The organism is Cyanobium sp. Cruz-8D1, from assembly GCF_024345975.1.
Classification (GTDB): Bacteria; Cyanobacteriota; Cyanobacteriia; order PCC-6307; family Cyanobiaceae; genus Cyanobium.
In genome coordinates this window covers 40467-56841 of sequence record NZ_JAGQCD010000008.1, presented here as the reverse complement: position 1 = coordinate 56841, position 16375 = coordinate 40467, and the positions used below count along the sequence as shown (strand labels likewise).

Sequence of the window (16375 nt, the reverse complement as noted above, 5' to 3'; positions counted from 1 at the left end):
CGCAACCCAGGAATCAGACGCTGTCCCACCCCGAAGCCGATGGGCTCAGTCGGCGTTCGCTTCAAACGATCTGGTTGAAGTTGAAGCCAATCACCAGATCATCAAAGTCGCGATCACCACCGCCAACCATGTCTTCCAGGCCAAAGAGGTTGGTGCCCAGCGTGCGGAAGTGGCTGAGGCCGTCGCTGTTGGCAGCGCCGAAGGCAAAGAAAGTGTTGCCATTCACCTGGGCGAAGGGCGCGAGGAAGGAGCCGCCGCTGATGGCTGAGAAGCTGCGGGAGGCCGTCTGGTCATCGGCGACGCTGAGGTTGCTGAGCGGAGCGATGAGGTTTGACGTGCGCAGGGCCTCGGTGGCATAGGAGCTGTCACCGGGCCTTAGACGGATGATGCCATCGGCTGCGAGCACGGTGCCTGCGGCATCGAGGGTGCGGTAGAAGCCGGCGCTGGAGTTGAAGTCGGCTTCCCGGCCCACCGTCACCGTGCCGCTGAGGTTATGGGCGGTGGTGAAGGCGCTGAGATCCAGCACCGGAGCCATGCCCTGGGCATGGCTGATCAGGGCGTTCAGGTTCGGATCGGCGGGCAAGACGCGGAGCGAGAAGGTGGTGCCGCTGCTGGAGCTGAAGTCCACCTGGCCGTTGGCGATGGTGCCGGGGTTGAGGAGACGGAAGCGGCTGTCGGAGAGGCTGGAGAGCTGCTCGAGGCTGGCGTCCACCACCTCGAAGAAGCGCAGGCTCTGGCCATTGATCAGCTGGAGGTCGCGATCGAAGGCATTGCCGGCCGGGAGGGTGACATCGGTGCTTTCGAGAGTGGAGACCAGGGTGCGGGCGCGGCTCCGCAGCCAGGAGAGATCGGAGAGCAGGGAATCAGCCCTGGCAACTTCTGAGGCATTGAGCACCACGTAGCCGATCTGGTTGGAGCTGGTGGGTCGGCTGCTGAGGCTGGCGCGCAGATTCACAGCCGCCGGTGCGGCATTGCTGGGGTCGCTGATCATGACAGTGCCGGAGCCTGCGTTGCTGAAGCGGAGATTGCTGAGATCAGCGAAGCCGGCGAAGGAGGGATCATCGATGATGCCGTTCTGCACGCCGTCTTTGTCGCCAAAGCCGCCGTCAACAAGACTGAGCGCGAAGAAATCGGCCGTGCCGTTGTTGTCGAGGTCGTAGAAGCGTGCGCCGGCGCCGGTGATGGGGTCATAGGTGAGGGGAGAAATGGCTCCTGCGCTGTTGACGCCGTAGAAAAGGAGCTTGCGATCGGCTCGCCGAGCACCGGCGGGATCGGTGAGCTGGGGCAAGAGGTCTGCCGCCACCAATTCGAGCAGGGCACCGAGGGATGCGCTGGTGCCTTGATCAACTGTGAGCTGGAAATCAAGACCCGATTGATTGGTCGTGACGCCGAGCGCGGCCAAGGTGGTGAGACCAGCGGCATTGATGCCGAGATCGGAGATGACTCTGAGCCTGGAGCCGGCAACGAGATCGGCGTTGTTGATGGTGACCGGAACTTCTGTGACCTCACCGGTGGGGAGGGTGATCGAAACGATGGCGCTGAAGGTATTGATTCCGGGGGGCTCGTTGACGTCGCTAAGGGCCAGGGAGAAGGCAGCCGCTACCGGCGTGCTGCCCGGTAGGGCTGGATCGCTGGCGGAAACTGTGACGGAGTAAGCAGCCTTGGTCTCGAAGTCGAGGACAGTTCCGGCCTTGAGGAAGAGCTGGGTGCCGATCACCTCGAAGCTGGCGGCATCAGCACCGGCGAGTGTGATGGTGTTGGTGCCGAGGGCGTCATCGGTGATAGCGATGTCGGCAACTTTGATGCGAGAAGAGGTGCTGGTGTTTTCAGCCAGGGAGGTGGGGCTGTTGGTGAGAACTAGTGCCGTGGGGGGCTCGTTGACGTCGCTAAGGGCCAGGGAGAAGGCAGCCGCTACCGGCGTGCTGCCCGGTAGGGCTGGATCGCTGGCGGAAAGTGTGACGGAGTAAGCAGCCTTGGTCTCGAAGTCGAGGACAGTTCCGGCCTTGAGGAAGAGCTGGGTGCCGATCACCTCGAAGCTGGCGGCATCAGCACCGGCGAGTGTGATGGTGTTGGTGCCGAGGGCGTCATCGGTGATAGCGATGTCGGCAACTTTGATGCGAGAAGAGGTGCTGGTGTTTTCAGCCAGGGAGGTGGGGCTGTTGGTGAGAACTAGTGCCGTGGGGGCGGAATTGAGTGTGAGTTGCGCAGTGAAGCTTGAGACGGCTTTGCCGTCACTGAATCCCAGCAGCAGGGTGGTGCTGGCCAGCTGATCTTCTGTGACGCCGACGGGAACTGATGCCGTCAGAACGGTGCCGCTCGTGCTGATCCAGCTGGGCCCTTCTAGCTTTAGGAGCTGCAGGGAGTCACCATCTAGATCGGAGCCAAAGGGACTCAGGCCTTTGCTGACTTCAATGCCGCTCTTCAGGCTGATGACGACGGGCGTGCCGCTGAGTTGGGGTGCGGCGTTGATCGCCACATTCAGCCCTTGCAGCTGCTGGCGCACCGCAGCCCAATCGCCGGTGGGGGCTACCCCGTCGATCAGTAGTTCGTCGATGCCTGGCTCGTAGTCAAGAATCTGTAGCGAGCCGGTACTGCCTGGATTAGAAGAATCGATCAGGAAGCTGTCGCGCTCTTGGTCGACTAAGGCTGTGAAGGGGGACAGGCCAAAGGTTGCTGCGCCCGATAACAATTGACCGCCAATGATTTGATCATTAGTTGGGCGCAGGAACAGCCGGTCGGCGCCGATCCCACCCACCAGCCGGTTGTCGCCTTGGCTGTCGGTGTTGAACAGCTCGTCGTTGCCGGCAGACCCATCGATCAGTGAGCCGACCCCGGCGAAGATGCGCTCGCCCGCCTCCGAGCCGAGCACCGTCACGTCGGCTAGCTGAACACTGGCCCGGGGCAGGGTGGCGAAAGCGGCAGGGTTGAGCAGGGTCTGGCCGCCGGCGCTGTCGGTCGCTAGGCCGAACACCAGATCCAGCTCACTCCAGCCCTGCTGCCAGTTGATCTGCGGCGTGGCCTGGGGTGTGATGCTGAGGCTCAAGTCGCTGCCAGCTACCACGGTCTCACTGGCCCACTGGGGAAGACCGGAGAAGGAATTAAGCCCATTGAGGAACTGGAAGCTGCCGATCGCCTCCTCCTTGCTAACCGTGAGATCGAGGAAACCGCGGCGGTTGAGATCGGCATACTTCAGCCCGCTTACATAACCACTGAAGAGGCCATCGAGGCCATCCACGGCAGGGTATTTGGCACGGATGTAAGCATCAGCGCCGGGAAGGTATTTCTCGAGACCCGGGGAAGTGACACCTGGTATGGCAAATTCAATACCGGCCCCCGTGCCGAGTACACCGGCCCAGGCGTTGTGGGTGTCGCCGGCGAGGCTGATCAGCCGCTTGCCTAGGGCTAAGGCGCTTTGCAGGATCGTCTCCCGCTCTACGCCGTAGCCATCCCAGGCATCGAGGTTGTAAGGGATCTTGCCGGCCTCGGCGAACAGGGCCTGCTCCTGGGGCGTGAGATCGGAGAAGGGGGTGCCGGTGGCGAGTTTTTGCAGCGGCGCGGCGTACTTGTCGAGCAGTGAGGGATCGCCGGGGTTGAGCAGCAGCTCCGCCGGCACGGCCATGATCTGCATCAGGGTCTGTTGGCCGAGCACCTGCCAGGCGGCGCTGGAGCTCGCCAGCTGCTGCTGCAGCCAGGCCAGTTGGGTGTCGCCGATCATGTCGCGGCTCGGATCGCCCCAGGCCTGCTGCACCGTGGCGAACACCAGCTCCTGGGTGACAGCGGGCGCTAGAGCAGCAGCAAAGGCTGGGATGGCTCCGGGATCGGTTGGGGCGGTGAGGCCGAGCTGGGCGGCATAGGCAGCCACCAGGGCGGAATCGGTCAGAATCGCGCCGATGCGCGCCTGCACCGCCGCCGCATCCGGATAGGCCAACTGCTCATCCCGGGCCGTCAGGCGGGTTTCGAGCATGTGCAGCGACAGCACATCGCCGAAATTGAAGGAGCGGTAGGCCTGGGTGAGCGGCGAGAGGGCGGTGGCATCGTCGCTGGCCTGGCGTTGGCCGGGCTCGCGGATTGGCAGCCACTCGTAGTAGGCCTTGAGGGCGGCATCGCAGCGGGCAATCCAGTCGCCTTCCGTCTCGCTCTGGTGGTTCTCGGCTCCGCCGCTCCAGCTGTTGTTGGCGGTTTCGTGGTCGTCCCAACCGGCGATCAGCGGCGCGACGGCGCGCAGGTTCTGCAGGTTGACGTCGGTGTGGTACTGGGCGTAGCGCTGGCGGTAGTCGTCGAGGCTGATGATCTCGCGGTTCGGCAGGAAGCCTCGGTCTGCGGCCGCATCCTCGGCGGCCCCATAGCCACCGGGACCATATTCATAGATGTAATCGCCCAGATGCAGTAAGGCGTCGTAGGCGTTGACCGCATGGATCTCAGCAGCGCGGCCGTAGGCGGCGAACTGGTCGGCGGCGGGGAAATTGGCGCACGAGAACACCGCCAGCCGCACCGGATCGCTGCCCACCGGCAGGGTTTTGGTCTGCCCCAGCATCGACACCACTTCGCCGGCGCGGAAGCGGTAGTAGTAGGTGGTGTCGGCGGTGAGGCCTTCTGCTGCCACCTTGACGGTCCAGTCGCGAGCGGCACTGGTGCTGAACGAACCGCTGTCAACGAGTGATTCAGCGTTGAAATCGGCAGTTCTGGCAACCTCCCACCGCACATCCACCAGGCCGGCGAAGTCTGTGGGTGGGGTGATGCGGGTCCAGAGGATCACCGAATCGGCGTAGGGATCGCCGGAAGCGACGCCATGGCCGAAGGCGAGCCCGCCGGACACGGCACGGCCCAGATCCAGATCGAGTATTAGGGGATCGTGGTCAGAGGTGCGGTAGGGATCGGCGGCGAAGAAGTCGCGCACCGCAGCGTTGCCATTGTTGTTGGAATCGCGGTTGTAGTCGCGGAAAGCTCCTTCAGCGGCATTAATTGCCCAGTCGGTTGCGGCGGTGGCTTGGGGCACCAGTGAGGCGGATATCAGCAGGTGATCCAGCGCCCCGCTCATATCGACTGGATTGAAGAAGGCGTAGCTCGATGGCGGCTCGGCGGTGAAGCTGGGCAGGGCATTGCGATAGCCAGCGTCCTCGAACACCCTGATTGGATCTTCCTTGGCGTAGGCATTGATATCCCCGAGCACCACCCAGTCGGGATCGCTGCTGCCGGTGGGATCGCTGTTGATCCACTCCAGCAACCTGGCAGCAGCCGCGGTGCGGGTGGCGTTGTAGGCCGCCTGACCGTCCTGCTGGTCGAGATCGGGGCCGGTGGCATCGGTCCCTCCCTTCGACTTGAGGTGGTTGACCACCACATTTACCGTTTCGCCGCTGGCCAGCTCGCGGAAGGTTTGGGCCAGGGCCGGGCGGTTTTTCGGCGTGCCGCTGGCTAGGGGATCGGTGAAGGCGGCCTCCGCCAGCACCTGGGCGGCGCCGCTTGGGGCCACCGCCAGGTTGTTGTAGATCAGCCCCACCTTGATGGCGTCGCTGCCGATCAGACCGGTGGGTATAAAGCTGTAGGCGCGGCCGGAGGCCTCGGCCTGGGCGCCATTGAGCCTGGCCACGATCTCGGCCAGGGTGGCATCGGTGGCGTCGTTCTCCAGCTCCATCAGGCCGATCACATCGGCCTGGAGGCCGTCGAGGGCTGCGGTGAGCTTGGTGAGTTGGCGCTCCAGTTCCTCGGGGGTGTCGGCGCCGCGGGGATCTAGGCCCGTGGCCGTGGTCGCACCTGGGGCGTCGACGGTAGTGAAGGTGTTGAGCACGTTGAAGCAGGCCAGCCGCAGTTGACCAGGGGCCGCTGGCGTGGCTGCTGCCGGCCTGGGGTTTTCGGTGGTGAAGCTGGGCAGCGCTGTCGGGTGGAGCCGGTATTTGTTGAAGCCGTAGGCGAGCACTCCTTCCAGGTCGCCGACGGTGTCACCGCGGCGCAGCAGCTGATCACGAACGGGTGCGGCGTCGGTAGCAGCTGAGGCCTGGCGGTAACTGCTGTTGCTGCCGTCATCAAGCACCAGTTCCCGCAGGGCGGTGGCTTGCTCGGCGGCGTAGGCCGCAGGCCCAGGCTGCATCACATTGGTGGGCTGGAGAGGCAGGCCGCCGGCGCTGAGTTCGATTTCTCCGAAGCGGAATTGGCCGTAGAGGCCGTTCACGGAGAGGGTTTCGGGGAAGCGCACCCACATGCCCTCGTAGGGCTCCAGGTCGAGCGCTGTGCTGCGCTGGGCCAGCAGGTTTGGAATCTCTACCGGGCGGGTATCCGCCAGCCGGCCTTGGGCTTCCACCGAGAGGGCCTGGACGGTGCTGAGGAAGGTATAGCCAAAGCTCTCGCTCACCAGGCCGCTCACCAGCACCCGGTCGCCCAGTTGCACGTCGACGTTGCTGCCTGTGAGGGGGTAGGCCACATAGAGGCCTTCGGAGGAGAGAGTGGTGTTGTCCCAGTCGCTGATTTCTTCCTGCAGGAAGAAGCCTCCTAGCTCGCCGCTGAGCTGGAAGTCGCCCACCACAACCGCTTGCACGGTGACGCTCTGGCCCACCAATGGACTGGCGCTGCCGCTGCCCTGCACCGCCGAGATCAGGCTGATGCGGTCGTTGTCGAGAATGGTGATCTCGGCCAGGGCGCCGGAGGCAGCCAGGGCGTAGCCCGGCGGTGCGGCGATCTCCATGGCCAGGATTTCGCTGCCTTCGTCGAGATCGTCGTCACGCACCTCGATCGCCAGGTCGATGCTGGCGCTGCCGGCCGGGATCACCACCGAGGCGGGCAGGGGCGTGGTGAGGTCTTCGTTGGTGGCTAGGCCCGCGCCGCTGCGCAGGCTGATCGGCACCGTGAGCGCTTCAATTGTGCTGCCGGTGCGGCTGATTCGCACGCTGGCGGCGCCCCCGGATTCGCTGGCCTGAGCCACGATCGCTTGGATCGACAGCTCCGGCAGGGCGGGGAGCTGGGGGATGGCGATCGCCAGGTCGTCGATCGCCAGGCCGTGGTCGCTACCGGGGTCGTTGACTTCCGTCCAGCGCAGCCAGAACGTGGCGGCTTCGGCCCAAGGGGTGGCGGTGAGGTCGATCGTGCCGCCACGGTCCTCCACCCTGCCGGTGGTGTTTCCATCCACAGCGGCAGCTGTGCCTGTGGCAACGGGGGAGGCCCAGTTGAAGTCGCCGCCCGGTGCCACCCAGGAGGTCACCTGATCAAAGCTGGCGCCGTAGCCGTATTCCAGCACCATCGTCTGGGCGGAAGCATTGCCGCCGTTGCGCCATTGCTCGCCGTTGAAGGAGACGTTGAGGCTGCTGATGGAGCTGCCGCTGGTGTTGCTGAGGGCCAGGGCAAACCAGCCGGCCACGCTGCCGCTGGCTGGAGAGCCGAAATAACCGCCCGCGGAACCGACACCACCAAGGGCCCGATCGCTGCCGCCACTGGTTCCGTAGCTCAGGAAGGCGCCGGTATTGGCTGCACCCGTATCGGCGTTGTAGCTACTGATCGCAACAGGAGAAGCGGCAGGCTGGCGGAACAGAAACCAGCCCGGCAGGGTCTGATCGTTGGTCCAGGCGTTGCCGCTTCCGGATGCTGCCAGGGTGTCGAAGGACTGGCTGTAGCTACCTGAGAACGAAGCGGCCATGGTCTGGGGTGGTGAACGTGCTGGATCAAAGTGGTGATCCCGTGAGCCGAGAGGCAAACGAGAAAAGCCGACCGCCCCCGGAGGAGGCGATCGGCATCAGAGAACAATCAGGCGAAGACGAAGTTGGCCTGATTGTTGAGAGCGGCGGCGCTCACACCGGTGAAATGACCGATGCTGGTGCCGGACACGTTGAGCAAGCTGTCGGCGCCCATCTGGGTGACACTGAGGTCGGAGAAGCTGGCACCGCGCAGGCCAACCAGGTCTTCACCGGCCTTGAAGTCCATCACGAACTGCTTGGCGGCGGGCAGGTCGCCAGGGCCGCTCACCAGCCAGAACTGGTCGCTGCCGGCACCACCACTGAGGTAGTTGGTGCCAGCACCATCGAGGATGGTGAACACGTCGTTGCCCTCGCCACCGAGCGCCCGGTTACCGGAGCTACCGATCACGAAGTCGTCGTCGCCGCCCATGCCGCTGAGGCGGTTGCCGTTGCCGGCGATGGCCCAGATCTGGTCGCTGTCGCTGCCGCCGGTGATCACGTCGCGAGTGCCGGCAATCACGGTATTGGCACCGGAGCCGGTGAACACCTGGTTCTCGAAGCCATCGCTGAGGGCCACATCCACCTCGTCGTCACCAGCGCCGGTGAAAATGGTGTTGCCGATCAGGGTCAGACCTTCGAGATCGCCGGGCTGAAGCAGCGTGTCGTTGCCGCTGGTGCCGACAACCGGCTTGGGAGCAATGGTGGGCAGATCGAGGCTGAATTGGAAGATCTGGCCGCCGTAATCAGACTTTGTGGCTTCCACCGCACCGGCGGATTCAGCGGGTTGCTGTACCACACCAATGAACACGTGCTCCGACAGTGGTCGGCTTTGCTCAACGGTCTGGATGCCGTTGCCCGCCAGTTCCTCCTGGGTGTAGAAGGAGCCATCAGCCTTGCGGGCCACGAGGGCGGTGGTGTTCCAGGTTCCGGAGAATTCCGAGCCCCTGGCGGTCTCAAACGTTTCGCCGTACGCAGATGCACCGGCTAGGCCGCGGGGATTCTTGGTGCCGCCGGCCTGGGCCAAGAAGTAGCCGGTTCCTTCGGGCTCCACGCTGAGCGTTTCTGGGTCAATCACCAGGGCGAACTTGCGCTCGCCATAGTCGTTGCCGGAGTCTTCGTCAACGATCAGCACATCGGCATCGGACGACTTGATCCAGATCAAGCCATCCGGATCGTTCATTTTCCGGTTCTTGAGCTCGATGTGCTGCTCGGCGGTGGCACCATCAGGGTTGCCGGTGGCGTCGTAGTGCCCCACACCCTTGTCACCCACATCGAGGGTGAGGGCGCCGTCAACGGCGGCCAGGATTCGGGTGACATCGGCTGAGAGGTAATCGGGCAGGCCGTTGCCATCTAGGTCGTTGCTGGTCAGCTCCTCGGTGATGCTGGCGAACTCAATGCCGAGCAGGCCGCCGGTGCGGGTGTGGTTCTGGATGTAACGCGAGCGGGTGGTATCGGGATCAACGGCCGGATGCTCGACTTTGGTGTCGCTGTTGAAGTAGGTGTAACCGACGGGCTGTTCGTTTAGCTCGGCTACTCCTCCAACGAGGTCGCCATCCTTGGCCCAGAGGAAGACTTCGGTGTCTTTAACGGCTTCGGGTGTATCGAAGCCATCCCAGCGGTAGCTGGTGGGGTAGTAGCGGGCCGTGAATTGATCAGGGGCCGATGCATTCTGCAGATAGGCATCAAGCATCTTGGTGTCGGCATCCACTGCGGTGATACCGAGCTGCGCATAGGTGGCGGCGGTGGCAGCCATGCCATAGAGCTGGCCATACAGCAGGCCGTTGCTACCCAGGAAGCGGTCGCGCTCGCTGAGATTGGGGTCGTCCAGATTGAGGGAATTGCCCGAAGCGTCGTAACCCTTGCGGCCTACATATACCTTCAGGGGGGCAGGGTTGATGTCGTGGTTGTATCCAGCGGCCACCACCACCACATAGTCCTCATGGCCAGGATTGATCGGCATCAACTTCTCGTAGCCAGCCTGGCCAAGCGCCGGCACCGTGTAAGCCACCTCGTTCTTGAGATCCACCACCATGGAGGCCAGGCCCATGGTGCCGTTGGCCACATCAAATCCCTTGAGCGGACCGGCGCCATCCGGATCAGCGAACATTCTGGCGCCGATGTTCCACTCTTCGCCCATCAACCAGACATCGTCGCTGAAGCCGACACCGGCACCGTATTTGTTGGCAGGCTCGTACCACGCTCCGCAGAAGGAGTGAAAGAAGAAGTCTCCTTCGGTCAGCTGCCTATCGGGGAGGAACTCAACAATGGTGCCGTCTGGATTGGTTTGGTTCCCCCATTTGCCGGCAAGATCGAGTGGATCGCTTGTTTTGGCGGTGACGACCTCGCCGAAGACGTTGTAGACAGTGTTGAAGAGGTGGCCTGAGCCCAAAACCATGTCGCTGGCTGGGCTGTCATTGTTGAGGAAGTCGGCAAACTTGCTGCGCTCGTAATCAATGTAGTGAACATGTGAGCCGGTGAACTTCACACCGCTCTCCATCTGCCAGCCATACGTCTCATTCGACATCGTGGCGTAGGACTCGGACTGGTAAACGACGCGAACTGTGTCGCTGTCCTTGAGCCAGGCTGCATTGCCATCGGGATAGCCCGTCAGTGCCTGATTTGTAACTGGGTCAACTTCACCAACTGTGGCAATCGGCTTGAAGTTGGCGTAGGGGAATGCTGTATCGCCGCTTTGACCATCCAGTAATTCTGATGGCTCATTAGCAGAACTTGCTTCTGGGATCAGTGCCGTGGTCTGGCCGATCGTTTTGATCAGAGTCATGGTGCGTGAGGAGGTTAAAGAATGGATGTGGCCGGAATCGATCAACGATCCGATGTGGCTGGACTACCGATGTTTAATTTCTTGACTAAGAACTCTTTTGGGCGGGCGGCAGTCTTATGGCAAAGAGATGATTACCGCTGGTATTATTATAATCTTGACGACCCGAAGCTGCCGTGCCAAGGAATTCCTCAGAGTGTGTTCCTGGCTGCATCAGAGAGCAATCAGGCGAAGACGAAGTTGGCCTGATTGTTGAGAGCGGCGGCGCTCACACCGGTGAAATGACCGATGCTGGTGCCGGACACGTTGAGCAAGCTGTCGGCGCCCATCTGGGTGAAACTGAGGTCGGAGAAGCTGGCACCGCGCAGGCCAACCAGGTCTTCACCGGCCTTGAAGTCCATCACGAACTGCTTGGCGGCGGGCAGGTCGCCAGGGCCGCTCACCAGCCAGAACTGGTCGCTGCCGGCACCACCATTGAGGTAGTTGGTGCCAGCACCATCGAGGATGGTGAACACGTCGTTGCCCTCGCCACCGAACGCCCGGTTACCGGAGCTACCGATCACGAAGTCGTCGTCGCCGCCCATGCCACTGAGGCGGTTGCCGTTGCCGGCGATGGCCCAGATCTGGTCGCTGTCGCTGCCGCCGGTGATCACGTCGCGAGTGCCGGCGTAGACGGTGTTGGCACCGGAGCCGGTGAAGATCGTGTTGTCACCACCGCCAGTGAGAGCAACGTCGATCTCGTCGTTACCGGCACCGGTGAACACCGTGTCGAGACGGCCGTCGAAGCCGGGGATGGTGGAGGCGCCCGGCAGGGTGGTGTCGTCACCGCTGGTGCCGACCCGCACCGGATCAATCACCGCATCGCTGCGCACCGCCAGGTTCTGCAGGCGGGTATCGAGCGCCTGGGTTGTGTCTGCCTCGTCGTAGGGGTTGGTGGGGGAGTGGTTGGCGGCCAGGAATTCGGCCAGGGCGTCCTGCTCGGAGCCGTCGGCGGCGAAGGTGGCGACGCCCGTGCGGGGTGCGGCGAGTTCGTCTGTGAGGTCCACTCGGTCGGGGCTGGTGAGGCTGGTGAAGGGGTAGCCGTCTCCGCCTCCGGCCAGGAAGTTGAGCGTCACCATGCGGATAGATCGGGCCGGATCGCCCACTACCGCACCGCCGCGCACCACGATGTCAAGATCGTTGCCGGCGTCGTCCTGGATCGCCAGGGTCTGCACCCGTGCGCCAGCAGGAAGGCTGAGGTCGTAGCTGAAGGCCATGCCTCCCACCTGGGGGAAGCGGCCGCCGCCGGCGCCGGCGGCGACGCCGAACTCGATCAGCTCCTTCAGTTCGGTCGCGGTGACGCTAACCAGCGATAGGCCGTTGTTGAAGCTGAGGGCATTAGCGATGTCGTTGCGGGAGATGCCGCCCTCCGGCTTCACCTCGTTGCCCTGGGCGTCGAACACGGCCGCGGTGGGTAGCAGGTCGGGCTTGCCATCCACCGAGCCAGTGGGAATCACCGACTGTCCTATGGAGTTGCGGATGCCGCCGCCGTTCTTTAGCGACACCATCACCGTCGCGTCGATCGAGCGGGCGTAGGCCAGGTTGGCATCGGCGGTGAGGTTGCCGAGGTTGGTTTCTTCGCTGCGCACACCGGGGTTGCGGTTGCCGTTGAGGAACACGTCGCTGACGCCGAACCACTCCGATTCCTGGGCGACGATCACCTCGCGCAACGTGTCGGCCACCTCCTGCACGCGGGCATCGATGAACTTTTCGGCATCGAGGGCTGCCAGGCCGGCGGCATCGGTGCGGTAAGCGCCGCTGACCGTGGCGTCGTAGCTGCCGGGGATGATGACGCCGGCGGCATCGAATTCGAGCACCAGGCGGCCCAGGTACTTGTAGTTGCCGTCGGTGTTCACCACCGCCACCGGCTTGCCGTCGGCGTCGGTCTTGATGATCGGGTAAGGGCCCTGAACGCTGTCGCCGGGCCGGGCGGTGTCGTTGCTGTCGAACAGGCGGGTGTTGGAGCCACCGCCGGCGATGATGTCCACATGACGCAGGCGCTCGGCCAGGGCCTGCTCGATGTTGAGCTGCTGCATGTGGGCCAGCAGGATCACCTTGTTGAGCCCAGGGTTGGCAGCGAGCAGGGCATCCACATCGGCCTGGATCACTGCGGCCAGGGCATCCAGCTCGGCTGGAGTGGGGCTGCCGCTGAAGGGTGCAGGGGAAATGCCCACCTTGCCGGGGCTGGAGATGGTTTTCAGCCAGGGGGTGGTGGCGCCCACCACACCCACCTTTTCGCCGTTGAGGTTGAACACCACGCTGGCGGTGATGCTGTTGGGCTTCGGCGCTTGGCCATCGGGCACCACCAGGCCGGCCAGGTTGGGTTCGGTGGCGAAGTTGAGGTTGCCGCTGAGGTAGGGGAAGGCAGTGCCGGGGTAGCCGCTGGCGCTGCTGATCAGATCCTTCAGCACGCTCGTGGTTTGGTCGAACTCGTGGTTGCCGAAGGCGATCGCCTGCACCCCAAGGGCGTTCTGAATCAGCACGTCGCCGCGGCCAAATCCCTGGAGATTCCCGTCCTGATCTATGTAGCCGTAAGCCGGGGCAGAGGCGCCGTAGAACAGACCCGGGATCCAGGCATCGCCGCTGGAGAGGGTGAGGGTGTTAACGAAGCCGGGGATGCCGTCCAGGTCGATGTCCTGGGCGCGCAGGGCATGGAGCACCCCAGAGAGGCGGGGGGCATCGTCGAGGGAGCTGAGGTTGCCTTCCTGATCCGAGAGGTGGAAGAGCTGCAGCTTGAAGGCGCTGCCCGCCGCCAGCGCTTCAGCAGTGGTGATGCTCACCACATCATTGCCCTCGCTGCTGGCGACTACACCAGCTGGCTCGCCGGCCTCACTGCTCAGGAAGGTGATGCCCTCAATCCGGTTGGAGCCGGGGAACACCAGCGGATCGACAGCCACCACGTTGTAAGGGTCGGTGACGTCAAACACCGCCGCCACGCTGGTGGTGGTGCGCTCCAGGGCCACGAAGGCATACGTGCGGCCGGCGACGGTGGCGATCTCCACCATTTCGGGCTCGGTGCCCTTGTCGTCGTCGCGGTTGCTGGCCATCAGGCCGAGGCTGTTGGCCAGATCCTCTAGAGCGTCGCTGGAATCGAACACCACGTTGCCCTTGTCGTCGTAGATGCGCAGGGAGCGGGAGCCGATGCTGAAGGCTTTGTCGATCAGCCCATCGCCGTTGATGTCGCCGTAGTCGTTCAGAAGATTCAGCCGGGTGCTGTTGAAGCCGGTGGCCGCGTTGAAGGCGGCGTTGAGAGCACTGACGCCAGGGTGATCGGGGAAGGCGGTGCCGTTGATCTGTGCGCTGTCGCTGGCACGGGTGAGGTCGTAGAACACGTTGCCCTTGTCGGGTTCGTATTCGCGCGAGTCGCCTTCGCCCACCGCCAGCAGGAACTGGCGCCCCTGCCCATCGGTGTAGGTGGCAATGCCATCCGGCATGGTGAGGCCCCACACCGGCAGACCGCTGATCGGCAGGTAGCGGTTGCCGCCGCTGGAGCTGCCGTTCACGTCCCGGTCGGAGCTGTCGAAGCCGGCGCCATCGAAGCTCACCACGGTGAAGGTGTTGCCGCTGGCGCCTTCGGTGCCGAAGTCGTTGTCGTAGTTGACCACCAGCGCGCCGTCGTCGCGGATGGTTAAGCCTTCTGGTTTGTCGTAGGCGGTGGTGCCGCCGATCGAGGGCAGGTTGAACAGTTCGATCTTGTGGGCCAGGCGGATGCCAGCGGCGGCAAGGGAATCGGCGCTGGAGGTGCTGAACACGCCATCAACCAGGACGCGGAGGTTGTTGAGCAGCTCGGGGCTGACCACACCGATCGCCGCCTGCCAGCCGCCCGTGCTGGTGAGGGGCAGGGTGTCGGTGGCACCGCGCAGGTCCACTTCGAACACATGCTTGAAGCCGGTGAGGCTGCGGCTGCTGTCGCGCTCGATCACCAGGAACACGCCGCGAGCGGCGTCGAAGGCCACATCGCCGATCTTGTCTTGACCGTTGCGGCCGCTGAGCAGGTAGAGGTGCTCCTTCACCGCTGCGCCGGTGGCTGGGTTAATCGCCAGGATGCGGGTGAGCTCGGAGCGGCTGCGGCCTTCGGTGACGCCGTCGCCGTTGGCATCCACATCCAGCGGGCTCTGCATAAAGGCGTAAAGCAGCCCGTCGGTGGGGTTGAAGGCCATGCCCTCGATGCCACGGTTGCTCCAGCGATTGCCGTAAACGGCTGGCAGGCTGTCGATCGTTTCGGCGCCGATCGGCGTGGCACCACCCACGTTGTGCTGGGCGGCGAGCTGGGCTTTCTGGCCGGCGGGGATGAAGCGCTGAATCAGGTTGCCGGTGTTGAAGTCGAACAGGCCGATCTGGCCGCGATATTCATCGCCGACAGCGAAGACTTTGCGCTGTTGGCCGCCGATGCTGATGTCGAATACCGAAACGGTTTCTGAGTCGATACCGAACGGGTCGTAGGCGAGAGGTGCGTTGTTCTGGTCGACGGGAATATCATCTTTGCTGGCCAGCTGCGGCAAGCCGGTTAGAGGAGTGCCGTCGGCTCGGTTGAGGCCGATCCGATCGAGCTCGAGGATGGCGCCGGTGGCGCGGTTCATGCCCAGCTTGTAGATGCTGGGCTGGAAATCTGGGTCTAGGAACTGGCGTTTGCCAGCCACGATGTCGCCGTTTGGTCCGCGATCGGTGATTGAGAAGTAGATATCGAGTTCTGTACCATCCACCGTCTCCTTGCCGGAGAAGAACAGTCCCGACAGGCCTCCGGCCAGCACACCAGCTGGTTGCTTGGCTGCGCCGGCGGCGTACTCCAGCTCGTAGTTGAAGTTTTCAGCGCTGGCCACGCCCCGGCTCCAGTCCTTGATGCCGGCCGAGAAGATCTCCTTGACCACGGGCTCAGCGCCGCTGAGGTCCACCACGGCGAAGGCATTGTTCTCCTGCAGGGAGATCCAGGCCGTCTTGCCATCGGCGCTGATGGCGATCGCCTCGGGCTCGATGTCCTGAGCCACGGTGGTGGTGACACCTAGCCGCTGGCCGATGCGGATGCCGCGGTTGATCAGCTCTTCACGGCGGTTTTCCCAAGCGCCGAAGCCGATGGTTTGCACGTCGCTCTGAGCCGGTGGCACCGGCGTTGCGGCCAGGTAGCCGCGGGTGTCGATCACCGAGATAGAGCCTTCGGGATCGATGGTGTAAAGCGGATCGGGCTCGCCCTCATTGGTGACGAGCAGCTTGCTGCCGTCGCCGTTGAACTTCACCATGTCGGGTAGGGGGCCGACGCTCACGGTGCTGAGGTAAACGGGCAGTGCCGGGTTGCTCAGGTCGTAGAACTGCACAAAGCCGGGGTCCGTCTTGACCGCGTTCTGCACCGCAACGGCGAGCAGGTTTCCGAATACCGCTGCGCTCTGGAGGGTTTCAGCGTTGCCGGTGGAGGTGGCTCGTGCAACAGCAAGCGGGCTGGCAGGATTGCGCAGATCGGAAACAACAATTGCTCCGGATCCACCACCGACGGTGTAGAGGAAACCACTCGTTGGGTTGTAGGCAGATATTTCAGCGTTGGCCTCAAGACTCCCCAGAGAAATCACTCCATTTGTCGCTTGGACGAAGGGATCCAGTGCGGAAAAGGTGAGGGCCATTGAAATCAGCTGCATTCAGCCTAAACCTGACAGCAGCGGCCTCAAACCAGGTTAAGCTCTGACAAATTCATGTTGAAGAGATGGGGGTCATTCGCTGCCCCGCTACGTGACCAGGTATTCGGGACGACGTTGGTTTTCGTGGCTGCAGGGTCCGTTTGAAGCTCGTGCCGGTGGGCACGATGGCAAGACCTATGGCGTCCTTCAGTAATCAGAACGTAAAGGTGTCAGGTCTTCGATCGTCAGCTCAATGGCGCGCTCAGGCGCGTTGAGTCGCGTGGCCTGGGAATTGA

Annotated in this window: 3 protein-coding genes; all 3 read right to left on the bottom strand. The window is 63.5% G+C overall.

What is annotated here, in order from left to right:
• Positions 1–61: 61 nt before the first annotated feature.
• Entirely contained in the window at positions 62–7621 is a 7560-nt protein-coding gene (locus KBZ33_RS06920; protein WP_254951688.1) for an ExeM/NucH family extracellular endonuclease, read from the bottom strand.
• A 107-nt stretch (positions 7622–7728) separates the two neighbouring features.
• A complete protein-coding gene (locus KBZ33_RS06915) occupies positions 7729–10182 on the bottom strand; it encodes a calcium-binding protein (protein ID WP_254951686.1) in 2454 nt (817 codons plus the stop codon).
• Positions 10183–10661: 479 nt separating this feature from the next.
• A complete protein-coding gene (locus KBZ33_RS06910) occupies positions 10662–16034 on the bottom strand; it encodes a choice-of-anchor I domain-containing protein (protein ID WP_255011609.1) in 5373 nt (1790 codons plus the stop codon).
• Positions 16035–16375: the final 341 nt, after the last annotated feature.